19 protein-coding genes, 1 tRNA gene, 2 rRNA genes and 1 pseudogene (1 of these 23 only partly in view) are annotated in these 24735 nt (G+C 57.1%); 11 read left to right on the forward strand and 12 right to left on the reverse strand.

Annotation, left to right across the window (positions count from 1 at the left end; genetic code table 11):
* The 3 genes from G6N80_RS13100 to G6N80_RS13110 form a co-directional block, all read left to right on the forward strand.
* Positions 1 to 2751, forward strand: a 23S ribosomal RNA gene (locus G6N80_RS13100); it begins 53 nt to the left of the window's first position.
* A gap of 253 nt (positions 2752 to 3004) precedes the next feature.
* Positions 3005 to 3119 (forward strand): 5S ribosomal RNA (gene rrf / locus G6N80_RS13105).
* 262 nt (positions 3120 to 3381) lie between these two features.
* Positions 3382 to 3458: transfer RNA gene (locus tag G6N80_RS13110), tRNA-Met, on the forward strand.
* A 382-nt stretch (positions 3459 to 3840) separates the two neighbouring features.
* Here G6N80_RS13110 and G6N80_RS13115 read toward each other — a convergent pair.
* Positions 3841 to 4149: pseudogene (locus tag G6N80_RS13115) on the reverse strand (SDR family oxidoreductase); the annotation flags it as partial.
* Positions 4150 to 4366: 217 nt separating this feature from the next.
* Here G6N80_RS13115 and G6N80_RS13120 point away from each other — a divergent pair.
* From G6N80_RS13120 to G6N80_RS13130, 3 genes are all read left to right on the forward strand, one after another.
* The gene (locus G6N80_RS13120) at positions 4367 to 4615 is read left to right on the forward strand and encodes an SDR family oxidoreductase (RefSeq protein WP_062555940.1); all 249 of its coding nucleotides are present in this window, start codon (positions 4367 to 4369) and stop codon (positions 4613 to 4615) included.
* A gap of 161 nt (positions 4616 to 4776) precedes the next feature.
* Positions 4777 to 4968, forward strand: coding sequence for a hypothetical protein (locus tag G6N80_RS13125; RefSeq protein ID WP_165134350.1), 192 nt, complete (start codon positions 4777 to 4779; stop codon positions 4966 to 4968).
* Positions 4969 to 5113: 145 nt separating this feature from the next.
* Positions 5114 to 6007, forward strand: coding sequence for an alpha/beta hydrolase (locus G6N80_RS13130; protein ID WP_165134353.1), 894 nt, complete (start codon positions 5114 to 5116; stop codon positions 6005 to 6007).
* A 23-nt stretch (positions 6008 to 6030) separates the two neighbouring features.
* On the opposite strand, the gene G6N80_RS13135 is transcribed toward G6N80_RS13130, so the two are convergent.
* On the reverse strand, positions 6031 to 6966 hold the full coding sequence (locus G6N80_RS13135; protein ID WP_165134356.1) for a helix-turn-helix domain-containing protein: 936 nt from the start codon (positions 6964 to 6966) through the stop codon (positions 6031 to 6033).
* A 389-nt stretch (positions 6967 to 7355) separates the two neighbouring features.
* A complete protein-coding gene (locus G6N80_RS13140) occupies positions 7356 to 8369 on the reverse strand; it encodes a LacI family DNA-binding transcriptional regulator (RefSeq protein WP_246251483.1) in 1014 nt (337 codons plus the stop codon).
* Positions 8370 to 8644: 275 nt separating this feature from the next.
* Here G6N80_RS13140 and G6N80_RS13145 point away from each other — a divergent pair, with 275 nt between their 5' ends.
* The 5 genes from G6N80_RS13145 (at position 8645) to G6N80_RS13165 (ending at position 14290) form a co-directional block, all read left to right on the forward strand.
* Positions 8645 to 9691: an ABC transporter substrate-binding protein gene (locus G6N80_RS13145; protein WP_165134362.1), complete on the forward strand. Its 1047-nt coding sequence runs from the start codon at positions 8645 to 8647 to the stop codon at positions 9689 to 9691.
* Positions 9692 to 9765: 74 nt separating this feature from the next.
* A complete protein-coding gene (locus G6N80_RS13150; RefSeq protein ID WP_165134365.1) occupies positions 9766 to 10587 on the forward strand; it encodes an ATP-binding cassette domain-containing protein in 822 nt (273 codons plus the stop codon).
* Positions 10584 to 11852 carry a sugar ABC transporter permease gene (locus tag G6N80_RS13155; protein WP_165134368.1) on the forward strand — a complete coding sequence of 423 codons (1269 nt, stop codon included), beginning with the start codon at positions 10584 to 10586 and terminating at the stop codon, positions 11850 to 11852. Before G6N80_RS13150 ends, G6N80_RS13155 begins: the two co-directional genes overlap by 4 nt.
* Positions 11853 to 11875: 23 nt before the next feature.
* Positions 11876 to 12604 (forward strand): SDR family oxidoreductase, encoded by a 729-nt coding sequence (locus G6N80_RS13160; RefSeq protein WP_165134371.1) that lies wholly within the window; start codon positions 11876 to 11878, stop codon positions 12602 to 12604.
* A 51-nt stretch (positions 12605 to 12655) separates the two neighbouring features.
* Positions 12656 to 14290, forward strand: a complete 1635-nt coding sequence (locus tag G6N80_RS13165; protein ID WP_165134374.1) for an FGGY-family carbohydrate kinase — start codon at positions 12656 to 12658, stop codon at positions 14288 to 14290.
* Between the two features lie 124 nt (positions 14291 to 14414).
* Here G6N80_RS13165 and G6N80_RS13170 read toward each other — a convergent pair whose 3' ends face one another.
* The 9 genes from G6N80_RS13170 to G6N80_RS13210 form a co-directional block, all read right to left on the reverse strand.
* Complete coding sequence (locus G6N80_RS13170; protein ID WP_062555932.1) at positions 14415 to 15350, reverse strand: ABC transporter substrate-binding protein; 936 nt, start codon at positions 15348 to 15350, stop codon at positions 14415 to 14417.
* A gap of 94 nt (positions 15351 to 15444) precedes the next feature.
* Positions 15445 to 16449 (reverse strand): ABC transporter permease, encoded by a 1005-nt coding sequence (locus G6N80_RS13175; RefSeq protein WP_062555931.1) that lies wholly within the window; start codon positions 16447 to 16449, stop codon positions 15445 to 15447.
* A 27-nt stretch (positions 16450 to 16476) separates the two neighbouring features.
* Entirely contained in the window at positions 16477 to 17982 is a 1506-nt protein-coding gene (locus tag G6N80_RS13180; protein ID WP_165134377.1) for a sugar ABC transporter ATP-binding protein, read from the reverse strand.
* Between the two features lie 476 nt (positions 17983 to 18458).
* Positions 18459 to 19061 (reverse strand): SCO family protein, encoded by a 603-nt coding sequence (locus G6N80_RS13185; RefSeq protein WP_062555929.1) that lies wholly within the window; start codon positions 19059 to 19061, stop codon positions 18459 to 18461.
* Positions 19058 to 19558: a copper chaperone PCu(A)C gene (locus tag G6N80_RS13190; protein WP_062555928.1), complete on the reverse strand. Its 501-nt coding sequence runs from the start codon at positions 19556 to 19558 to the stop codon at positions 19058 to 19060. Before G6N80_RS13190 ends, G6N80_RS13185 begins: the two co-directional genes overlap by 4 nt.
* Before the next feature lie 54 nt (positions 19559 to 19612).
* Entirely contained in the window at positions 19613 to 20269 is a 657-nt protein-coding gene (locus G6N80_RS13195; protein WP_165134380.1) for a helix-turn-helix domain-containing protein, read from the reverse strand.
* Positions 20270 to 20354: 85 nt separating this feature from the next.
* Positions 20355 to 20744, reverse strand: coding sequence for a DUF2946 family protein (locus G6N80_RS13200; protein ID WP_165134383.1), 390 nt, complete (start codon positions 20742 to 20744; stop codon positions 20355 to 20357).
* Between the two features lie 142 nt (positions 20745 to 20886).
* The gene (rhaI, locus tag G6N80_RS13205; protein ID WP_165134386.1) at positions 20887 to 22179 is read right to left on the reverse strand and encodes an L-rhamnose catabolism isomerase; all 1293 of its coding nucleotides are present in this window, start codon (positions 22177 to 22179) and stop codon (positions 20887 to 20889) included.
* A gap of 284 nt (positions 22180 to 22463) precedes the next feature.
* Positions 22464 to 24560: a bifunctional rhamnulose-1-phosphate aldolase/short-chain dehydrogenase gene (locus G6N80_RS13210; protein ID WP_165134389.1), complete on the reverse strand. Its 2097-nt coding sequence runs from the start codon at positions 24558 to 24560 to the stop codon at positions 22464 to 22466.
* Between the last annotated feature and the right edge of the window lie 175 nt (positions 24561 to 24735).

Genomic DNA, 24735 nt, shown 5'->3' on the forward strand with positions numbered 1-24735 from the left:
AGGACGTGATACGCTGCGAAAAGCCGTGGGGAGCTGCGAATGAGCTTTGATCCATGGATCTCCGAATGGGGCAACCCACCTTAAATGCTTAGAAAATCCAAACTGTCAGCGATGACGGCTTGGGTTTCTAAGCATTGTTTATAAGGTATCTTACCTTCGAATACATAGGGGTAAGAAGCGAACGCAGGGAACTGAAACATCTAAGTACCTGCAGGAAAGGACATCAACCGAGACTCCGCAAGTAGTGGCGAGCGAACGCGGACCAGGCCAGTGGCAATGAGGAATAAAGCTGAACAGGTTGGAAAGCCTGGCAAGAATGGGTGATAGCCCCGTAAGCGTAAGATGACTTATTGTCCTTGAGTAGGGCGGGACACGTGAAATCCTGTCTGAACATGGGGAGACCACTCTCCAAGCCTAAGTACTCGTGCATGACCGATAGCGAACAAGTACCGTGAGGGAAAGGTGAAAAGCACCCCGACAAGGGGAGTGAAATAGAACCTGAAACCGGATGCCTACAAGCAGTCGGAGGCGGAAACGCTGACGGCGTACCTTTTGTATAATGGGTCAACGACTTAGTGTAACTAGCAAGCTTAAGCCGGTAGGTGTAGGCGCAGCGAAAGCGAGTCTGAATAGGGCGATTTTAGTTAGTTGCATTAGACCCGAAACCGAGTGATCTAGCCATGAGCAGGTTGAAGGTTGGGTAACACCAACTGGAGGACCGAACCCGCATCTGTTGCAATAGATTGGGATGACTTGTGGCTAGGGGTGAAAGGCCAATCAAACTCGGAGATAGCTGGTTCTCCGCGAAATCTATTTAGGTAGAGCGTCGACCGAATACCCTCGGGGGTAGAGCACTGGATGGGCTATGGGGACTCACCGTCTTACTGATCCTAACCAAACTCCGAATACCGAGGAGTACTAGTCGGCAGACACACGGCGGGTGCTAACGTCCGTCGTGAAGAGGGCAACAACCCTGACCTCCAGCTAAGGTCCCCAAGTCATGGCTAAGTGGGAAAGGATGTGAGGATCCCAAAACAACCAGGATGTTGGCTTAGAAGCAGCCATCATTTAAAGAAAGCGTAACAGCTCACTGGTCTAAATAAGGGTCTTTGCGCCGAAAATGTAACGGGGCTAAAGCCATGCACCGAAGCTGAGGATACATCGTAAGATGTGTGGTAGCGGAGCGTTCCGTAAGCCAGTGAAGGAGGACCCGTGAGGGCCTCTGGAGGTATCGGAAGTGCGAATGTTGACATGAGTAACGATAAAGGGGGTGAGAGACCCCCTCGCCGAAAGACCAAGGGTTCCTGCTTAAAGTTAATCTGAGCAGGGTTAGCCGGCCCCTAAGACGAGGCGGACACGCGTAGTCGATGGGAACCACGTTAATATTCGTGGGCCTGGTGGTAGTGACGGATTGCGTAACTTGTTCATTCTTATTGGATTGGATGGGCAGGGAAGCGGTTCCAGGAAATAGCTCCATCATTATAGACCGTACCCGAAACCGACACAGGTGGTCAGGTAGAGTATACCAAGGCGCTTGAGAGAACTATGTTGAAGGAACTCGGCAAATTGCACGCGTAACTTCGGAAGAAGCGTGACCCCATTATACGCAAGTGTATTGGGGTGGCACAGACCAGGGGGTAGCGACTGTTTATCAAAAACACAGGGCTCTGCGAAGTCGATAAGACGACGTATAGGGTCTGACGCCTGCCCGGTGCTGGAAGGTTAAGAGGAGAGGTGCAAGCTTTGAATCGAAGCCCCAGTAAACGGCGGCCGTAACTATAACGGTCCTAAGGTAGCGAAATTCCTTGTCGGGTAAGTTCCGACCTGCACGAATGGCGTAACGACTTCCCCGCTGTCTCCAACATAGACTCAGTGAAATTGAATTCCCCGTGAAGATGCGGGGTTCCTGCGGTCAGACGGAAAGACCCCGTGCACCTTTACTATAGCTTTACACTGGCATTCGTGTCGGCATGTGTAGGATAGGTGGTAGGCTTTGAAGCGGGGACGCCAGTTCTCGTGGAGCCATCCTTGAAATACCACCCTTATCGTCATGGATGTCTAACCGCGGTCCGTTATCCGGATCCGGGACAGTGTATGGTGGGTAGTTTGACTGGGGCGGTCGCCTCCGAAAGAGTAACGGAGGCGCGCGATGGTGGGCTCAGACCGGTCGGAAATCGGTCGTCGAGTGCAATGGCATAAGCCCGCCTGACTGCGAGACTGACAAGTCGAGCAGAGACGAAAGTCGGTCATAGTGATCCGGTGGTCCCGCGTGGAAGGGCCATCGCTCAACGGATAAAAGGTACGCCGGGGATAACAGGCTGATGACCCCCAAGAGTCCATATCGACGGGGTTGTTTGGCACCTCGATGTCGGCTCATCGCATCCTGGGGCTGGAGCAGGTCCCAAGGGTTTGGCTGTTCGCCAATTAAAGCGGTACGTGAGCTGGGTTCAGAACGTCGTGAGACAGTTCGGTCCCTATCTGCCGTGGGTGTAGGAATATTGACAGGATCTGTCCCTAGTACGAGAGGACCGGGATGGACATATCTCTGGTGGACCTGTTGTCGTGCCAACGGCATAGCAGGGTAGCTATATATGGAAGGGATAACCGCTGAAGGCATCTAAGCGGGAAACCCACCTGAAAACGAGTATTCCCTATCAGGGCCGTGGAAGACGACCACGTTGATAGGAGGCGTGTGGACGTGCGGTAACGCATGAAGCTTAGCCTTACTAATAGCCCGATTGGCTTGATCGTTCTCATTGAAAATGCTCATCCGTGCTGCCCTGCAGCACAGATGATGCCATCTGTTTTGTCCTCACGCTGTCGCAAGCAAAGCTTGCTGCGGCTTAAGGACGGCGCGCCAAACGATTGGCGACGGCCGCTGGCCTGTAGGGGTGGCACACTCAAACAGGTCAAAGACAAAAAGAGACAAAACAAATAACGTGTTCAAATCAAAAACGAAGGCTCATACCTTCACCAGCTTCTCAATCACATTGCCCTTAGCCGACCTGGTGGTTATGGCGGGGCGGCCGCACCCGTTCCCATTCCGAACACGGCCGTGAAACGCCCCAGCGCCAATGGTACTTCGTCTTAAGACGCGGGAGAGTAGGTCGCTGCCAGGTCTGCTAAAGGCAATCAAAATCTTCTCAACACAAACTTCGGCCCAAGCCGACAGACAAGGGCCGCTGACAACGCGGCCTTTTTGCTGCAAAATAATCTAGAAGCGTCATACCAAAAATGCGACGCACAGGCCAAGAGCAGCCCTGTCCACCAAAGGACACCAAAAGTGGCCAAAGGCAGGACAAAACAATAAACAACCGGGCATGCGCCACGGACACAGAAACAACATAGTCTGGCAAATAACCAGACAATGCTCAAACATAACGCGGGGTGGAGCAGCCCGGTAGCTCGTCAGGCTCATAACCTGAAGGCCGCAGGTTCAAATCCTGCCCCCGCAACCAACAATCCCTGTGATACCAGAGAGCCCCCATTGTGGGGCTTTTTGCGTTTCCAAACCAACGCTACACAAAGACGATCCCAAACACCCGCATCAACACGGGGATCGCAAAACTGAGCAGTCCGCATGGATGCGTTCGACATACTGTCCGTCAGTCGTGAGACGACATCTCGAGGCAATCGACGTCGGCCCAAGGGGCGCACGAAACGCCACAAAACCCCATACGATACGATAATGTCTCACCCAGATGAGATGGCACTACACAGCGTCAACGGCGCTCCTCCCCGCAAAGCCACCAGCCGTCACCAACAAAGCAAACCAATTGACATCGTCGACCAGCGCGGAAAAAGGTGTGAACCCCTCAAGGGCTCACACCAAGGCATCCACTACCTCGCAAGCCAGCCGCCATCGACAGCCAGTACCTGGCCGGTCACATAGCCACTCGCTGGAGAGGCGAAGAACAGTGCTGCCGTATCCAGGTCGGAGGGCGTGCCCCATCGACCAGCTGGAATACGCTCGAGAATCGAACGGTTCCTGTTCGGGTCGTTTCTCAACGCTTCCGTATTGTCCGTATCCATGTAACCCGGTGCAATCGCGTTGACCGTGATCCCCTTGGCCGCAAGCTCGTTGGCCATGAGTTTGGTCAGACCGGCAACCGCGTGCTTGCTCGATGTATAGGACGCAACGCGGATGCCGGTTCGAAGGAGGCTTCGGTTGCAGGCACCTCTATCCGAGTTTCCGGTATTTGGCCGTTGATCTGGGCCTGTTTTCCAAGAGCATCGTTTCGACACTTCTCAACCATTCAAGTCTTCCTTCCCGTAAAAACAAGTATTGGCTGCGAATGCAGGCTAGCCTTTGCAGATCAGGCAGAGCCTGGGAATATGACAGTGCTCGTCTGAGAGGGAGGATATTATGAAAGATTTTGAAGGCAAGGTTATCTTTGGCACGGGAGGCGCATCAGGCCTGGGCGCCAAGATCGTTGAGCCGCTGTCTGCAGGCGGCGCACGCATAGCGATCGCCGATTACGACGTCGCTGGTGCTCAGCGGCTTGCAGAGGAGACCAAGGGCGCAAAAGCCGATGACGGGTCCAGTGTTTGCCGACCCCGGCTTTCAGGAAATGCTGAAGATCAGACACCCCCTGCGATGAGCAGTGACCGTTAAGGAGGTCACCGACAGCGTTGTCTTCCCGTTAAGCGATCAAAGCAGCGGCATGACCGGGGTTTCGTTGCAAGTCGATGCAGGCGCAAGCGTCAGCTGAAACCTATCATGCCTTGCCGTCCTTGGAGGAAGCTGGCTCGGCCTCTTATCTCCGGGAGAGGCAGATGAACAACGTTGACACGAAGCTGTCAGCGGTCGCTTTGATTGCCGAACACATGTGCGGCGCGAACGACACTGCGGCGTTTTCGGCCTGGTTCGACACGTTAAACGTCAGCATCATCTTTGAAATGTGCAGCTTTACGGCGGGCAGGCTAGCTGGCAATCGTCATTGGAAGCTTTGCGCTCTTTCTCTTTAGCTGCGCCAGAAGCGCGACCGCTGTGGCAAGAGCAGCGGCGTAATCAAATCCCGGTCCTTGAAAACTAGAATGGTAGAGCCTGTCCGATCTTCTCGCGGCCGGAACGTTCGTCACCTCAAGACAAACTCCAATAGGGATACCACGCATGTACTCAGAAGTTTCTTTCCAGACAGCTGACGGCACCATGTTGCGCGGGCGCCTTTACAGCGGCGCCGGTGATGCTACTGCAAAGCCTTTGATCATCATGACTGGCGGAATCAGTTCCACCGTCGATTTTTCGAATCATGAAGGCTTCTCCGAGTATTTTGCGCGCGGAGGCTTTTCAGTTCTTCTCTATGATCACCGGAATTTCGGCCTGAGTGATGGTGCGCAACGGCAAGAGGTCCTGCCGCAACAACAGGTCGAAGACATGCGCGATGCGATCACCTTCGCCCAATTGCAGCCGGAAATTGACGCGGAGCGCATTGGCGTCTGGGGGTCGAGCTTCAGCGGTGGTCATGCAATCAATATCGCATCGATTGATCATCGCGTGAAATGCGTTTCGGTGCAGGTACCCTTTGTCAGCGGCAGCCAAACCGTCGCGCGTCAGGTCCGCCCGGATTTTCTTGCCATGGTGCGGAAAATATGGGCAGGCGACAGATTGGGACGCATGGCGGGCCAGCCTCCCCAGATGATGCCTGTGGTGACAGAAAACTCGATGGAGCCGGCTGTTATGCCGATGGCGGATGCCTGGGCCTATACAATGGCTCATCGGGGTAAGTCGAAAACCTGGGAAAATCAGGTGACCGTGCGCTCCATGGAACTCGCCAGCACCTATGAACCGGCAGCCCTCATTCATCTGATTTCGCCCCGGCCATTCCAGATGATCATCGGCTCTACCGACCGCGTCACGACTCCCGACATCGCGCAGGCAGCCTTTGATCGGGCCGGCCATCCGAAGAACCTTGCTATCGTCGAAGGCGGGCACTTTGACCTTTACTACGACAAGTTCGATGAAGCCGCAGAGCTGGCGCTGGCATGGTTCAAGAAACACCTCTGACCGTTTGACGCAGTCGGCTTGGACTAGTTTCGGCGTCGCGGCGCATTTGACTGGACCCCATCCTTGGTCAGTTGATTGTCGCGACGCCAAGCGCTTGGCGTGACCCCGAATTTGGTCTTGAACGATCTTGTGAAGTGCGCGCCGTCGCTAAAATGCCATTTATGCGCGATTTCTGTAATACTCAGTGCGTCCTGACTTTCCTGCAGATCTTCGGCGCCGTGAACAAGGCGGCGCTCCCTGATCCAGCCAACAACAGTTTGACCGTGCTGATGGAAAAGAAAATTTAGGTATCGAGTAGAGATATTGTGTGCTCGCGCAATGAAAGCAGGCGTCAACTTGGCGTTCGCAAGATGATCTTCGATGAACGACAGAATACGGTCGTATCTTGCAGTTCGCGGTGTCGCCTCGACGTTTACGTGCGTGCCCTTGATCGCCTTGCTCAGCATGGCGAGGAACATGTCGACCGCCGTCTCGCCTGACCGTCTGTCCAATAGCTCAATGTTCTGTGACAGCGCGCGCATGAACCCTGAAATGAGGCCGCCAACGGGGGTTCTACCCTGGAGCGCCCATTGTTTGAATGGCAGAGGACGGGCCATGTAAGTCTGGAAACGACTGGTTGGGACGATGATGATCAACTGTTGAACCCAGTCGCTGACATAAAATTCGTGGTTCCCTCTATTGCTCCATATCAAAGTGTCACCTTCGGAAAGCTCCATCTCGACCCCCTCGGTACTTACGAGCATGTTTCCCCGCATCAAGGTGACCAGACCCGTGTATTCACCACCATCGAGCGCATTGTGGAATTCTGAACGAACGCCCCTGCATATTCCGCCTTCGAGTGACGAAATCCGCACATCCCCGTAGTACCGGCACTCTAGTCGGGTGTCTTTGGCAGCTTCAGGTGAGATGTTGAGGTCCCAGTTCAGGAAGGCCTCACAAAACGACGCAAGGTTTGTCATTTTGTCTCTCCGCTTTGCATGCTGACATTGAGGCTTTGGTCCTCCTCAAGGTCAGCAAGTCCTCCCCCGTAAAGGGTGACCCTCCTGACCAAGAATATCAAGTTTTGATTTGAAATAGGTTGCCGCCTGAACAGCCGGATACGGCGGGTTCTCCGCCACCGCCTATGCTTTGAAATCGCCGAGCGGTCGACGCAACTTATCTGAGTGAACACCCGCTCGTCCCAGGACTGGATTGTTTGTGGCGGATTGGCGGTTCTGCGTGATGTGCTGGCTCAAGAACACCGTGATTTGACCAGTCTGTTGTCGGTCAGGTGAGCGACATGGATGCACGGTATGTGGCTGCCGACTGAAATCAATGAGCCGTCCGGCAACCACCCAGTAAAATGCCCTCAGGCAAAGATCGGCTGGATCTCTATCAGCTTGCGAGCGCCGCTATCCCCTGTCTCTATAATATCGAAGACGGCCTTGAGCATGCCCGCAACATCCTGCCTGGCCATCTCAATTTCGTGACCCATCAATGCCACGAACGGATCCCAGTCGAAACATCCAATGACTGGCTGGCTATTGACGCCCACCGGTGATGATTTGAGCCAGCGCATGACCCCTTCGAGCGAGATCGTCGAATTGACGAACAGTCCCGCAGGCACGCGGCCTTCCGACGTTACCAGTGCGTTCAAGGCGTCTGCTGCCTTTTCCGGAGCATAGCCGCAGGCGAGAATATGATGCTCTTCAATCGTGACGCCCAGATCCTGATGTGCTGCGCGAAAACCGCGAATTCGTTCGGCCGTATTGTGGTCAGTGCCGCGACCGCCGATGAAGAGAAGAGGAAGAAGGGCGCCCTTTTTTCGCTGAAGATTGAGCAGAGTACGGCGGGTGAGTTCGCGCGCCCCGCTGAAATTGTCTGAGATGATCGAGGTTGCCTTGGAGCCCGGAAGATCGAGGTTCAGGCTGCGGGCCCCACCTGCAAGGCAAAGATCGGTAATACGATCCGGATCTGTTGCGCCGGTCGATATCAACCATTCGACCTGATAGGACAGCATTGTCCGGGCGGCTTCCACCTCGAGCTCAGGATTGCGGAGGGTGCATGTTATGATGGGGAACAATCCCCGCTCGCGCGCCATGATCTCGAAGGTTTCGACGATGGAGCCGAAGTACCGATTGTCATATTTCGGGACCAGCATGCCGATAATGCGTGACTTGTCACGACGCAGCAGGCTGGCCTGCATATTGACGGCATAGCCCTGCTCCTCGGCGATTTTCGTGATCTTGTCTGCAAGTTGACTGCTGATGCGCCGCTTTTTCCAGTTTCCGTTCAGTACGGCACTGACAGCGCTCGCGGATGTGCCCGCAAGCTCGGCGAGATCATAGATGGTCGTTTTCTTCTGCGGTCGTTGGTGATTCACGAATTCCTCCTGTGAGAGGCAACTTGACATTAAACGGAGAAGGTGGCAATTCTTGCTTCATCGATTGAGCAGTGTAGCTCAATCGATGATACAGGTTGGCTGTGGAGGGTTGACCGGGAGGCGTTCATTCAAAGTCCGAATTCTTCGGCGCCGCATTGCACGGCGACGACGGAAGATCTGCGCTTGCTTGGCCGGGCGCGGAATGGGCGTTGAGAGCGGAGGTCCGGGCTGGTCTTTCGAAGCAGACCCTTGCCCATTCAAGGAGGAGAAGATCTATGAAAACTGGTTCCATGCTGCTTGCGACTGCCGGATTGATGACACTGCTTTCCGCTCCTGTCTTGGCGCAGGAAGGCTCGACGGTCGCCTTTCTGATGCCTGACCAGGCGTCCACGCGCTACGAGAAGCACGATTATCCCGGCTTCAAGGCCGAGATGGCCAAGCTGTGCGCATCCTGCAAGGTCATTTACCAGAACGCGAATGCCGATGCTGCGCTTCAACAACAGCAGTTCAACTCGGTCATTGCCCAGGGTGCGAAGGTCGTCGTTCTGGATCCGGTGGATTCAGCCGCCGCTGCTGCACTTGTGGAAATTGCGCAGTCCCAGGGCGTGAAGGTTATCGCCTACGACCGCCCGATCCCGGACAAGGCCGCTGACTATTATGTATCATTCGATAACGAAGGCATTGGTCACGCCATTGCGAAGTCCCTGGTCGACCAGTTGAAGGCAACAGGTGTACCGGCCGGTTCCGGAGTTCTGCAAATCAACGGCTCTCCGACCGATGCTGCTGCCGGCCTGATCCGTGATGGTATCCATCGCGGACTGAAGGACTCCGGTTACAAGACGCTCGCGGAGTTTGATACGCCGGAATGGGCGCCGCCAAAGGCGCAGGAGTGGGCCGCAGGCCAGATCACCCGGTTCGGCGCGCAGATCAAGGGCGTCGTAGCGGCAAATGATGGCACTGGCGGCGGTGCGATCGCAGCCTTCAAGGCAGCCGGTGTCAATCCCGTCCCCCCGGTCACGGGCAATGATGCGACGATCGCAGCACTTCAGCTGATCATTTCGGGCGATCAGTACAATACCATTTCGAAGCCGTCCGAAATCGTGGCTGCTGCCGCTGCAAATATCGCCGTGAAACTGCTGAAGGGCGAGAAGCCGGAAGCCAAGACCACGCTTTACAAAACGCCGTCCCAGCTCTTCGTTCCCGCAGTCGTCACTGCGAAGAACATCAAGGCGGAAATCTTCGACAAGGGGATCCAGAAGCCTGAAGAAATCTGCACGGGCGAATATGCTGCCGGCTGCAAGAAGCTTGGTATTCTCCAGTAACATCCTCCCCGGAACACCCGGTCCGGAGCCTTCCGGGCCGGGTGCTGTCACGTCACAACAAAGAGCACTTCGTCATGCAACGAAATGACATAGGCCTACCGGCACCAGGCACGACCATCCTCAAGTTAAGCAACGTGTCGAAGAATTTTGGCGCGGTCTCGGCGCTGACGGACATAGAACTGGAGGTGAAGGCGGGGGAGGTTGTCGCCCTTGTCGGCGACAACGGCGCTGGAAAATCCACTCTGATCAAGGTTCTGGCCGGTGTTCACCAGCCTTCGTCCGGTCGCATCGAGTTCTGCGGCAAGGAGGTCAGCCTCGACAGCCCAAGCCGTGCTCTCGAACTTGGAATTGCTACGGTGTTCCAGGATCTGGCGCTGTGCGAAAATCTTGATGTTGTCGCCAATCTTTTCCTCGGTCACGAATTGTCACCCTGGAGTCTCGATGAAGTTGCGATGGAAGTACGCGCCTGGACGCTGCTTCGTGAGCTTGCCGCCCGCATACCGTCGGTGCGCGAGCCGATCGCCTCACTCTCCGGTGGGCAGCGCCAGACCGTTGCCATCGCACGCTCTCTCCTGCTGGATCCCAAGATCATCATGCTCGATGAGCCGACTGCGGCACTCGGCGTCGCCCAGACGGCGGAGGTTCTGAACCTGATCGAACGCGTGCGTGAGCGCGGTCTGGGGGTCATCATCATCAGCCACAACATGGAGGATGTGCGGGCCGTGGCGGACCGGATCGTCGTGTTGCGTCTCGGGCGCAACAATGGCGTGTTCACTCCCGATACATCCAATCAGGAACTCGTCGCTGCCATTACCGGTGCGACGGAAAATGCCGTTTCGCGCCGAGTGGGCCGCAAGGCGGACGAGCAGGCAGCCAATCGCGGGAGCCACGCATGACTACGCAAATGTCTTCCAAGTCCAGGTCCGAACCAGCCCCCCTGGCGCTCGACCGCAGCGATGAGCGTGTCAATCACGCAGATGGTCTCGCGGGCCTGCTGAAGGCCTTCATTGGTCGCGTCCGCTCCGGTGATCTGGGCATGCTGCCCGTTGCCGTGGGACTGATCGTCATCTCCACGGTGTTCAGCATTCTCAATCCGATCTTTCTTGCTCCCAATAATCTGGTGAACCTTCTGTTCGATTGCGCAACGGTCGGTATCATTTCGCTTGGCATCGTCTGTGTCTTGATCCTTGGCGAAATCGACCTTTCGGTCGGATCGATGAGCGGGCTTGCCTCGGCAATCATCGGTGTTGTCTGGGTCAATTCAGGCATTCCCTTGCCTCTGGCGATCGGCGCTGCGCTCGTAACAGGCGCTGCTGTCGGTGCGCTCTACGCCCTGCTATACAATCGCCTCGGCATGCCGAGCTTCGTGGCAACGCTTGCCGGACTTCTCGCGCTTCTCGGTTTGCAGCTTTACATCCTCGGCCCGACCGGAAGCATCAACCTGCCTTATGCCTCACCGCTTGTCCGATTCGGGCAGATCCTCGTCATGCCACGCTGGCTCTCGCACCTGCTTGCTCTTCTGCCGGGCGCAGTGCTGATCGTTACCGGCCTTGCAATTCGTGCCCGGCGCCAGAGGGTCAACCTGTCTTCCCAGCCGCTCAGCAGCCTTCTTGTCAAGGTCGCGGTCCTGACACTGATCCTCCAGGCTGCCGTCTACTATCTCAATCTCGGTCGTGGCGTGCCGTGGATGTTCGGTCTTTTTGTCCTGCTGGTCATCGTTTTGAACTATGCGCTGACGAGAACGAAATGGGGCCGCTCCATGTTTGCCGTCGGCGGCAATCGTGAAGCGGCGCGACGTTCCGGCATCAATGTCCGCCGAATCTACATGAGCGCCTTTGTCTTGTGTTCGACACTTGCTGCTCTTGGCGGAACGCTGTCCGCCGCGCGCCTCGCCTCTTCCAGCCAGCAGGCAGGGACGGGTGATGTCAATCTCAACGCGATTGCAGCTGCAGTCATTGGCGGAACAAGCCTCTTCGGGGGACGCGGCAGTGCCTATTCGGCGCTTCTGGGGATTATCGTGATCCAAGCCATTTCGAATGGCCTCACACTCCTCAACCTCAGCTCATCGCTTCGCTACATGATTACTGGGGCAGTTCTTGCCATAGCCGTAATCGTGGATTCTCTGGCACGGCGCTCTCGTGTCAGCCACGGACGTGCCTGATCCATAGATTTGGAGGAATGAAGATGACCGATTTGATGAAGGGCAAGGTTGCTGCCGTAACGGGTGCGGCCTCTGGCATAGGGCTTGAGTGCGCTCGCGCGCTGATCTCCGAAGGCGCTACGGTGGTGTTGATCGACCGCGCCGGGGACAAGCTGGAGGCCCTCTGCAAGGAGCTTGGCGAACGGGCAAAGCCATTGGTGGTTGATCTCCTGAATGGCGCCGAAGTCTCCGGGATGCTGCCCAAGATCCTGGAACGCGCGGGCCGTCTGGATATCTTTCATGCCAATGCCGGAGCCTATATCGGCGGTCCGGTGGCGGAGGGCGATCCAGACGCCTGGGATCGGATGCTCAATCTGAACATCAACGCGGCGTTCCGCTCCGTGCATGCAGTGCTGCCGCACATGATTGCTCAGAAGTCCGGCGATATTCTTTTTACAAGCTCGATTGCCGGGGTCGTTCCCGTCGTCTGGGAGCCGATTTATACGGCATCGAAGTTTGCGGTGCAGGCCTTCGTGCATTCCACCCGTCGCCAGGTGGCGCCGCATGGTGTGCGTGTCGGAGCGGTGCTGCCCGGTCCTGTGGTCACAGCTCTCCTTGATGATTGGCCGAAAGCCAAGATGGAGGAGGCACTTGCCAACGGCAGTCTGATGCAGCCGAAAGAGGTAGCCGATGCTGTCCTGTTCATGCTGTCGCGACCGCGCAATGTCACGATCCGGGATCTGGTGATCCTTCCCAACAGCGTTGACCTTTGATCAGGCGCTGATCCGACCAAAAATGAGACGCGGCAGCAAGGGCGACAGACCATGAGCGGGCACGACAATTTGAACCACGCGGCGCAACGATACGTCATTGGCGTCGATGTTGGAACAGGAAGCGCTCGTGCGGGTCTCTTCGATCTCAATGGAAACATGCTTTCCGTTTCCAAGCGAGATATCTCCCTTTTTCGGGATGCCGGTTCGGTGGTCGAGCAATCGAGCACAGAAATCTGGATCGCGGTCTGCGACATTGTCCGTGAGGCCGTAGCCTTGGCGGGCGTCGATCCGGCGCATGTTATCGGGCTGGGCTTCGATGCCACCTGTTCGCTTGTCGTTTTGGGCGAAGGTGGTCGGTCTCTGGCAGTCGGTCCGTCTGATGCGCCCCATCGAGATATCGTGGTCTGGATGGATCATAGGGCTGTAAAGCAGGCAGAGCGCATCAACGAGATGGGTCACGAGGTTCTCAGATATGTCGGTGGACGAATCTCGCCCGAAATGCAGACGCCGAAACTTCTTTGGCTCAAGGAGAACCGCCCCCATATCTTCGATGCTGCGTGGCAGTTTTTCGATCTGGCCGACTTCCTGACCTGGAAGTCCACCGGTGATCTTGCACGGTCAACCTGCACGGTAACCTGCAAATGGACCTACCTGGCCCATGAGCAGCGATGGGATCCGAGTTATTTCGAGCAAATCGGTCTGGGCAATCTGGCAGAGGATGCTTTCGCCCGGATCGGTCAACGGATCGTCGAGCCCGGAACGCCGCTGGGGCAGGGGCTTCTTCAAGAGGCCGCAGATCTGATGGGCCTTCTTCCGGGAACAGCCGTTGCCGCCGGAATGATCGATGCCCATGCGGGCGGGATCGGGACCGTGGGCGTGGGCGGAAAACCGACGAGCAACATGGCCTATGTCTTCGGAACCTCTTCCTGCACCATGACATCCACCGAAGAACCGGTTTTCGTGCCGGGGGTATGGGGTCCCTATTATTCCGCCATGGTTCCGGGCATCTGGCTGAACGAGGGGGGACAGAGTGCGGCGGGCGCGGCGATAGACCAGTTGACCAGCTTCCACCCGGCTGCAGCAGAGGCTGCGCAACTGGCGTCTTCGCAAGGCAAGTCACTTCCCGCGCTTCTTGCGGATCATGCTCTGCAACAGGTGTCCCATCCATCGGATGTCGTCGCGCTGGCAACCGGTTATCATGTCGTGCCTGAGTTTCTCGGAAACCGTGCGCCATTCGCAGACCCACATGCCCGCGCCATCATCGCCGGCCTGGGGATGGAACGCGATCTTGAAAGCCTGGTCGCGCTTTATGTCGCCGGCTTATGCGGCATCGGCTATGGACTGCGCCAGATCATCGATACACAGGCGGGATCCGGCGCTGTCGTGGAACGGGTCGTCATCAGCGGCGGTGCCGGTTCCAATCCCCTCGTTCGCCAGATCCTCGCCGATGCCAGCAGAAAGCCCGTCACGACCATTTCGGCGCAAGAGCCGGTTCTGCTCGGTTCTGCCATCCTTGGCAGTGTTGCTGGCGGCGCGTTTTCCAACGTGCGGGATGCCATGGATGCGCTTTCGCGCGTGGCAGATGAGTATCTGCCCGTCGAGAATGAACTCGAGGAGCGTCACAACAGTCGGTACGAGGCGTTTCTGCGTCTTCAGGAAACTGCGCGCGTCATCCAGTCCAGTTGAGCCAGAGACGATTGAGCTTCGCTGTCCTCTGATCTCGTGCCTCACCCCACGCGAAGAGCGTGCACGAGGTTGAGGCACAGAACGGAGTTGTGGTGGGCGACGTCAGCCGCCCACCCTTGATTGATCAATCGTAAAGAACGGCTGCGATCTTCGGATCGTTCATGTTGTTCTTGTCGTACCAGTAGTAGCCGGTATCGATGATCTTCGGCAGCTTCTCGCCCTTGACGGCCTTTGCCAGCGAATTGACGACGCATTCGCCGATGCCAACCGGGTTCTGGGTGATGGAGCCCAGAAGCGCGCCGTTCTTGATGGCATCCTTCTGGGTTTTGCCTGAGTCAAAGCCGATGCCGACGATCTTCTTGCCGGATTCCTTCAGCGCGACGGCCAGACCGATGGCCGCACCTTCGTTGGAGGCAAAGATACCCTTGATGTTGGGATGAGCCTGCAACATGGCCTTGATATCGTCAGCGGCTTTCAGGGCATCGTTGGCGTACTGAACTTCGACAACCTTGATATCCGGATACTTTTCCTTGATGCGGTTCAGGAAGCCATCGCGGCGTCCGATACCTGTCGCGGAAGTCTGGTCGTGAATCTCAGCTGCAATTTCACCCTTGCCGCCAATGGCTTCCGCCATCTTGTCGGCCGCGGCCGCTGCGGCCGTCTTGTTGTCAGTCGAGCACGTGGTGAGCGGCAGATCGCTGTCGACGCCGGAGTCGAACGCCACGATCGGGATGCCAGCGGTGGCGGCCTTCTTCAAAGCGGGCACCTGCGCCTTGGAATCGAGCGCGGCAAAGCCAAGGCCTTGCGGCTTCTTTGCGATGGCGGCGTTCAGGATGTCCGTCTGCTTGTCGATCTGCGCCTCGGTTTCCGGGCCTTCGAAGGTGATCTTCACGCCGTTGGCCTTGGCAGCCTTGTCGGCTCCAGACTTGACCGCCTGCCAGAACTGGTGGCTGAAGCCCTTGGCGACAATGGGGAAATAGGCTTCCTGTGCTTTTGCACCTGTGCTGAACACGCATGCCGCGCTCAGGGCCAGGATGGCTGCGGTGGTGGTTTTCTTCATATCTCGCTCCCAATGATATGTTTGTTAATTGCAAGAGGCTTTGCGTCTTGCGGTTCGATTTCCCAGTCCTGCGAAAGCTCCTCTCTTTCGCCGATCAGGCCCTCCTTCTCAGCATGATGTCGACGAAGACGGCGACGATGATGATGACGCCCGTCACGACGATCTTCCATTCCTCCTGCACTCCCATGATGCGAAGGCCGTTGGTGAGAACGCTCATGATGAAGGCGCCAATAATGGTGCCGAGAATGGTGCCGCGCCCGCCGGAAAGCGAGGTGCCGCCGATGACGACTGCGGCAATCGCATCCAGTTCGTAGCCAAGCCCGAGTGCCGGTTGCGCCGAATTCAGGCGCGACGATATGATGAGACCGGCAATGCCGCAGATCAGGCCGCTCAACGCATAGGTCAGGATCTTCCAGAAGTCGACATTGACGCCAGAGAGACGCGCGGCCTCCTCGTTGCTACCGAGCGCAAAGATGTAGCGCCCGAACAGCGTGCGGTTGAGAATGATCGAGGCAATGATGGCGACGATGAACATGATCATCACGCCATTGGGGATTTCGAGCCCGGGTATCAGAAGCGCAAGCGAACTTTCCGGTGAGATCAATCCATAGTTCGGGGTGTCGTTGAAATAGATCGGACGGGTGCCGGAGAAGACGAGTGCAAGGCCGCGCGCGATCTGCATCATGCCGAGTGTGGCAATGAACGGCGGGATCTTGAGTTTGGCGACCGCCGTGCCGGAGATCGCACCCATGACCGCACCAGATGCCATCGCACCCAGAATACCCAGCGGCAAGGGCATGCCGAGATTGGTGAGAATGATGCCGGCCATCACGGCAGTCAGCGTCATCATGGTGCCGACAGCCAGATCGATGCCACCGGAGATGATGACGAATGTCACCGCCACGCCCAGCACGCCGTTCACCGCAGTGGCCTGCATGATGTTGACGACGTTGTTCCAGGCCGCAAAATTTTCGGTGAAGACGCTGAAGAAGACGAGCAGTGCTATCAGCACCACGAAGGCCACGCCCTTTTGCAGGGTAGAGGTTGAAACGAGGGCCGATTTTGTCTTGCCGGCTTGGTCGAGTGTCAGATCGGTCATGATCGGTTTTTCCTTATCGAGGCCCTGTCACCGCTGTGTCGCAAGCGTCATGATGCTTTCCTGGGTCGCATCGCGTCCCGTCAGTTCGCCGGTGATCCGCCCCTCGCACATCACGAGAATGCGGTGCGACAGCCGCAGTACTTCCGGCAATTCGGATGAGATGACGATGATGGCCTTGCCCTGGTCAGCCAGCGATTGCAGCAGCTTGTAGATTTCGGCTTTTGCGCCGATATCGATGCCGCGGGTCGGTTCATCGAAAATCAGGATGTCGCAATCGCGCAGCAGCCACTTGGAAATGACGATCTTCTGCTGGTTGCCGCCGGAGAGAAGGCGTGTTTCCTGATCGACCGAGGGCGTCTTGATCCTCAGCTTTTGAATATAATCATTGGCGGCTGCGCTCATGCGCGCATCGTTCATGAAGACCCTGCTTCGTGTGAAGCGCGGCCATGACGACATGGTGACGTTGTCTCCAACCGTCATCGAGGTCACGAGCCCGTAGTGCTTGCGGTCTTCGCTGAGATAGGCCAACCCCAGACGTACGGCATCCTGCGGGCTGCGGATGGCCTGCGTCACCCCGTGAATGCTGATCTCGCCGCTGTCGATGGGATCTGCACCGAAGATGGCGCGCGCGACCTCCGTTCGACCAGCGCCCATCAGCCCCGCAAAGCCCAGGATCTCGCCTTTGCGCAGCGAGAAGCTGACATTGCGAATTGCGCGCCCGCGGTTGAGGTTCTTCACATCCAGAACCACATCGCCGCCCTGGCCCGTGGCGCGTGTGGCATCCGCCAGTTCACGACCCACCATGAGGGAGATGATCCTGGACATGTCGGTCGTGGCGGCAGGCAGCGTATCGATATACTGGCCGTCGCGCATGACTGTCACCCGGTCGGCGATACGCTTTACCTCATCCATCTTGTGCGTGATGTAGATGATGCCCACACCATGCGCCTTCAGGTCGTTGATGATCGCGAAGAGGTGCTCCACCTCCTTGTCGTTGATGGCAGATGTCGGCTCATCCATGATCAGGATGCGAGAATTGAAGGAAAGTGCCTTGGCAATCTCCACAAGCTGCTGGCGCGCCACCGTGAGCGTGCCCACCTCGACATCCGGATCGAGATCCACCTTCATGCGGGCAAACAGCGCTGCCGTATCGGCCCGCATTTTCGCTTCATCGACGAACACACCGAAGCCCTTGCGAGGCTCGCGGCCTATATAGATGTTCTGTGCGGCCGTCAGATGGTTCATCAGGAACAGTTCCTGATGGATGATGCTGATGCCAAGCGCCTGGGCCGCACGCGGATCGGATAGGTTCACCTTCTGGCCACTGATATGAATCTCGCCAGCATCCGGCTGGTAGATGCCGGTCATGATTTTCATCAGGGTGGATTTGCCCGCGCCGTTTTCCCCCATCAACGCGTGAACTTCGCCCGGACGCAGGTCGAACCGTGCATTCACAAGCGCTTTGACGCCTGGAAAGGATTTGTGGATCGCCTCGACCGAAATCAGCGGAACCGTGTCTGACGTGTTGTGCATGCCATGATCCTGATTGCGATTCTGGCCTGAGAGCCGGCCAAGGAAATTCGTTCTCGCCCAATGATGAGCGAGTGCAGATTGCTTTCATTCTGGCTGGAACCGGCTAATCCAGTTACGTCCCTACGCACTCACATCAGAGCCAATAGCTTCCGATGGACTGGCCAAACGTGCCGGACGAAAATCAGCAGTGCAGTTGTCTTGATCTTGGCATTTTGTCCTCCCGCAAGCGCACCGATACGACCTGACATCTCCCCAGCCATCAGGTCATCGCTTTCAGGCGCCAGCTAGGCGCCTCGGCTATATAATGCTCAAGAAAACAAGCAATTTTCAATCTATAAAATCATACTTGAAGAGGATTTCGTCACTTCACCTGAATTATGTCTATAAGAGACGTTACTTGTTTCAAATACGACACTTACGCATGGTGTTCATGAAAATGCGACCCGCTGAGGCTTGCGCAGCGGGTCACTCAGTCATCAGGAATTTTGCCGAAGCAGTGAGGCGCGTATCTTCTTGAGCGCCTCGTCCTCGTTGATGCCGTAGGGCATCATGCCTTTCAGCCGCCCATCCGCTCCGATCAGAAGCAGCGAGGTAGTATGGCTCATGTGGTAGTCGCCATCGCTACTGGGAAGTTTCGAAGCATGGATCATCCAGCCATCGATCACTTTCTTCATCTCCGCTTCGGTGCCCGTAATGCCGGTGATGCGATCCGTGAACGCCGTTACATAGCTTCTCATCACGTCCGGGGTGTCGCGTGCCGGATCGATCGTGAAGAAATAGGCTCGCAGTGATTTACCGTCGGGTCCTAGTTCCTTCAGCCAGTCAGCAACTTCGAAGAGCGTTGTCGGGCAAACCTCCGGGCAATGGGTGTAGCCGAAGTAGACAATGGAGGGCGCGCCCTTGAAAAGGCTTTGATCGACGGGATTTCCCTGATCATCCACCAGTGAGAAGCGCGCGTTGAACGGGCTGGCTCTCGGCGTGTCCTGCGCGACCCAGGTCATGACGCCAACCAGCGCCGCGACGAAAACGGCAGCCACACCCCCGCCCAGCAGCATGAATGGACTGACACGTTTTGTCATTTTTTATGGTCTCCAGCGCCGTGGCCAGCGTGGTCGTTCTTGGCCTCGCCACTCGCAGGTCCGACAGCAAATTCCACGTCAACGGATCCTGCCTTTTCGAACACGAGCTTTGCTTTCACCATTTCACCTTCCTTGAAAGGCTGGGCGACATTCATGAACATCAGATGATAGCTACCGGGCTTCAATTCAACGGTGCTGTTTGCCGGAACGGCCAGACCGTCCTTCAACTCGCGCATCTCCATGATGCCGCCATCCATCTTCATTTCATGGATCTGGACCGAGGCTGCGCGGTCGGATGAAGCGCTCACGAGGCGATCATCGGCACCGGCATTCGTAATCTTCAGATAGCCGCCGCCAACTTTTGCACCGGGCAGCATGGCGCGGCTGTAGGGATGGCCGATCTTCAGATCGCCGATCTGAAAACCATGGGCAAATGCAGATGTTACGCCGACGAGCGTCAGCAGGACGGCGGCGAGGGAAATCAGTTTCTGTTTCATTGCTTTTCTCTTAGGTTGAATTGTTGGACGTGCGCGGCTGGGCCGCAGTTGAATTCAGGTGGAGGGCGCCAGTCCGTCCGCGATAGCGCGCAGAGCCGTTTTTTCGCGAATGGTCATGCGGTCTGTCCGTTCAAAGGCGATCAGGCCCTTGCGTTTGAAGTCGCTCAGACAACGGCTGACGGTTTCGAGCGTCAGGCCCAGCCAGTCGGCAAGTTCGTTTCGCATAAGGTATAGGTTAAACGAGGGGCGCATCTGGGTGTCAGCGTTGCGGGCGAACTGATCCGCCAGATCGAGCAGCGCGGTCGCTACCTTTTCCGTGCTTTTCTTGCGACCCAGCAGCAGAGCGTGCTCATAGGCCCTCTTCATTGCCAGTTGGCGCGCCTCTTCGATTGCATCGCGGTCGCAATGCTCATCCAGTCTTTCGACATTGGTGAATGTCAGTGAGCGTGCCTTGGCCGTTCCATGGGTCAGCATGGAGCAGAACAGCACGCGCCCCTGACCCAACACATCAAGGATCTGCCGTCGGCCGTCTGGCAATTCATGGGATACGATCAGGCAGCCCCGGCCTATCCTGACTGCCGCGTCACGCCATTGAGCTGGCGGAACGAGTGTTGTTTGAGGTGCGACCCACCGCTCCTGACGAAGAGGTGTCTGGGTATTGGTTAGACGGAACGGAACAGAACCACCCGCTGGTTCGATATGCTCTAGCATGAAGCGCAATCCGGAAGGCATTCAGCCTTGACAGGCCGCATGCCGATTGAACGGACACCGTGTCACAACGGTGCATGACCATTCATCAGGCAGAGGCGGGCGGCGCGCGGGGATTGGCGTTCGGAGGAATCTGCTGGCGATAATGAGCTTCGATCCGTTTTGCAAAAACCATCGTCTCCGCGAAGGAAACGATCAGTCCGGCTTGCGCCGAAGGTTCGGGCAGCAGGACGGATGCGCTGAGGCGGCAGGCTTCGCACTGGTTCGAGGCATGCACATGCGGTTTTGTCTTGCCGTCCTCATCGGACGAGCAGATCACCGGGATCGAGCCGTCAGGCAATGCGATGGCGGAGAGTTCGGGTGCCGTCAACTGTGCGGCAACAGCCTCCGGCGGGCGGTGGGCAAATGACAGCATGAAGAGGGCGATTACGCACAGAATGCGTAGCCATGTCGCTGCCATGTGTCCTGATCGTGCCATCCGAGATCCTCTGTCGCAAGATGTATCCGAGAGCATCATTGACCGCAATGCGGCATTTTCGTCTTTGATGCGGCGCAATCAGGTCACAAAAAACGCCCGGACACTTTGCCGGGCGTTTCTGAATTCAGTCGGAAGCAGGGGGTCAGACAATCCCGCCGGAACCACCCTTGACCGCAGGACGCTGGGCTGCGACCTGTGTGCGGTAGCCGCTGGCGCGATAGGTGGCGACCGGATCGATAGCGCCACCGGAACGCAACCGCGCTTCGGCCAGAATGGCTTCGACATCCGTGCGATAGGCGCGTTTCAGCGTCTCGGTTGCCATCAGCGCATCATTGTCGTTCTGGAAGCCTTCCAGTGCGCCGCGATTCACCAGCAGAGCCTGGGCGTAGGCGCGGCGGATTTCGTTGGCGGATGAAATCAGGCTTTCGATCGGGTCTGTCACATTGTGGCTCTGGTCGATCATATGGGCCGGATGGAAGCCCTTCACGCCGCGATGTTCGGCATCCACCAGTTCGTTGAACACAAGGAACAGCCGGTAGGGCTCAACCGATCCGGCATCCAGATCATCATCGCCATATTTGGAATCGTTGAAGTGGAAGCCGCCGAGCTTCTCGAACTGAATGAGGCGGGCCACGATCATCTCGATATTGGTGTTCGGAGCATGATGGCCGAGATCGACGAGGCAGAAGGCCTTTTCGCCTAGCGTCTGCGCGATCAGGTAGTTTGTGCCCCAGTCCTGCACGACCGTTGAATAGAAGGCAGGCTCATACATCTTGTGTTCGGAGAACAGGCGCCAGTCATCTGGCAGCGCCTTGTAGATGTCACGCATGCTGTCGAGATAGCGCTCGAACTGGCGGGTGAAATTCGACTGGCCGGGGAAGTTGGAGCCGTCGCCGATCCACACCGTCAGCGCCTTTGAGCCGAGTGCATTGCCGATCTCGATGCATTCGAGATTATGCTCAACCGCCTGTGCACGCGTTGCCGCATCCACATGGGACAGCGAGCCGTATTTATAGGAGTGCGCCTGATCCGGTGTATCGGAAAACGTGTTGGAGTTCATGGCATCGAAGCCGAGGCCGAGCGCATCGCCCTTCGCCTTCAGATCCTTCGGGTCCGCCTTGTCCCACGGAATGTGAAGCGAAACAGTCGGTGTTGTCCGCGTCAGCTGCTGGATGACGCTGCAATCTTCCAGCTTGTCGAAGATATGGCGTGGCTCGCCAAGACCGGGAAAACGCGCAAAGCGCGTGCCACCGGTGCCAACACCCCAGGAGGGGACGGCCACGAAGAACTCGGCCACCTTTTTGGTGATGGTGTCGATATCGATATTGCTGCGGGCCAGCTTTTCACCCAGCGCTGCATAGTCCGATTTGTGAGCGGCTGCGCGCTTCTCGTTCTCAGCGGCGATCACATCGCTCGAAATTTTCAGACCTGTCATTGGTTCCTCCCGTGCAGAGCGTTCACTTTTATCACTGCCCATCTTTAAGCTGCGTCGCGGGGAGTACCCCCCCCCTCTGTCCTGCCGGACATCTCCTCCTCAAGGGGGGAGATCGACTCGTGGCGACCGACTGATATGCCTGGAATCCCGGTCACTCTTCCGCGCGCGTCGACATTTGCGAGGGAGCGAGTGGGTTGCCATTCTGCCGATCTCCCCCCTTGAGGGGGAGATGCCTGGCAAGGCAGAGGGGGGTAAGTATCCGGCCACCACGCACAGATTGCAATTTAGCGCGTAAAGCTCTGGGCGTTACCGGCATCCACATTGATGATGTTGCCGGTGGATTTTGCCGAGAGATCGGAAGCCAGGAAGTAGATGGCTTCCGCGATATCTTCCGGGAAGACGTTCAGCTTCAGCATGGAGCGCTTGCGATAATGCTCTTCCAGATCCGTCACTTCGATCTTGGAGGAAGCGGCACGCTGTTCGCGCCACTCGCCGTTCCAGATTTTCGAGCCTCGAAGCACCGCGTCCGGGTTGACGGTGTTGACGCGGATACCGGCATCTGCACCTTCCAGCGCAAGGCAGCGGGCGAGATGGATTTCCGCAGCTTTGGCCGTGCAATAGGCGGACGCATTCGGAGACGAAGCAAGGCCGTTCTTGGACGCCACGAAGACGATGTTGCCGCCAAGTTTCTGGCGACGGAACAGGCGGAAGGCTTCGCGGGAAACGAGGAAATAGCCGGTGGCGAGAATGCTGATATTCTTGTCCCACATGGCAAGCGTCGTTTCTTCCACTGGCGCAGAAGATGCGATGCCAGCGTTGGAGACCAGAATGTCGACACCGCCAAATTCCACGCAAGCCTCCGCAAAGGCTGTGGTGACGGCGTCTTCCTTCGTGACATCCAGTTGAACGGAACGAACTGCATCGCTGCTGTAGCGCTTGGCAAAATCGCCTTTCGCCGTATCCAGCGCTTCGGCATCAATATCGGCCAGTACGACGCAGGCACCTTCCGCCATCAACCGTTCTGCGGTTGCGCGGCCAATGCCGCCGGCACCGCCGGTCACGAAGGCCACGCGACCCGCAAGGCTCTTAGGCTTGGGCATACGCTGCAGCTTTGCCTCTTCCAGCAGCCAGTATTCGATGTCGAAGGCTTCCTGTTCGGGAAGGCCCTGATATTCGGAAACGGTGGAAGCACCGCGCATCACGTTGATGGCGTTGACGTAGAACTCACCGGCAATGCGCGCGGTTGCCTTGTCCTTGGCAAACGAGAGCATGCCGACGCCCGGAACCAGGAAGATAACCGGGTTTGGATCGCGGATCTTCGGCGAGTTATCGTGCTTGCAGGCCTCATAATAGCGCGTGTAGTCGGCGCGATAGTCTTCCAGCGCCTTGTCGAGACCAGCAATGGCTAAATCCACATCCGGATTGGCAGGATCAAAATCCATGATCAGCGGACGGATTTTGGTGCGCAGGAAGTGGTCGGGACAAGAGGTGCCGAGCGCGCCCAGCGGCTTCAGGTTCCTGGAATTCACGAATTCCAGAACGGCGTCCTGATCGTCGAAATCACCGAGCTTGCGCTCAGCCTTGCCAATGCGACCGCGAATTTCCGGCATCAGCTTCGCGGCAATCGCGCGGCGCTGATCGGCGGGCAGGCTCTGGGTCACGGCACCGCCGAAAATGACCTTGCCTTCCGTTTGAGCTGCAAACCATTCGATTGCCTTGTTGATGATTTCCAGCGTCAGCTCGTAGCATTCCTTGGCATCATTCGCCCAGGTGAACAGGCCATGGCTTTCCAGCACAACACCCTTGGCATTGGGGTTTGCCTTGACGAAGGCTTCGAGATCGAGACCCAGCTGGAAGCCGGGACGACGCCAGGGCAGCCAGCCAATGTCAGCGCCGAAAATTTGCTGCGTCAGCTCTTTCGAATTCTTCGAAGCGGCAATCGCAATGATCGCGTCCGGGTGCATGTGATCGACATGCGTAAAGGGCACGAAGCCATGCAGCGGCGTATCGATGGAAGCAGCACGCGGGTTCAGGTTGAAGGTGCAATGCGGCAGGAAACCCACCATGCGGTCTTCATCATGAACGCCCTGATAGATGCCCTTCAGCGCATCCAGCTTGTCCTGATAGAGGGTCGCGAAGCCATCGAGCTTGATGGTGCCGACATCGCCGCCAGAACCCTTGACCCAGAGAACCTGCACCTTCTGGCCAGTCAGCGGATCGGTTTCCATGACCTTGGCGGAGGTATTGCCGCCGCCATAATTGGTGATGCGCTTGTCTGCGCCCAAAAGGTTAGAGCGATAGAGCAGCTTGCCGGGCTCATCGAGCTTTGCGGCGTAAGCATCATCCCAGCGATTATCCAGAAGGCGGGTTTTGCCCGACATGGAACAGTCCTCCCAAGTGTTCGTGCGCTCCACGGTCCGCCGCGAAGCATCTCCTTTGGGCTGAGGATATCGCGCATGCTCAGGTCTGTTGTCAATCATAAACGATCACAAACGTTCATTGTGCGCTGCAATATAATCTTTTTTGATCGTTTATGATTGACATGCTGAAATCGTT

Origin of the sequence: Rhizobium rhizoryzae (assembly GCF_011046895.1) — a bacterium.
GTDB lineage: Bacteria > Pseudomonadota > Alphaproteobacteria > Rhizobiales > Rhizobiaceae > Neorhizobium > Neorhizobium rhizoryzae.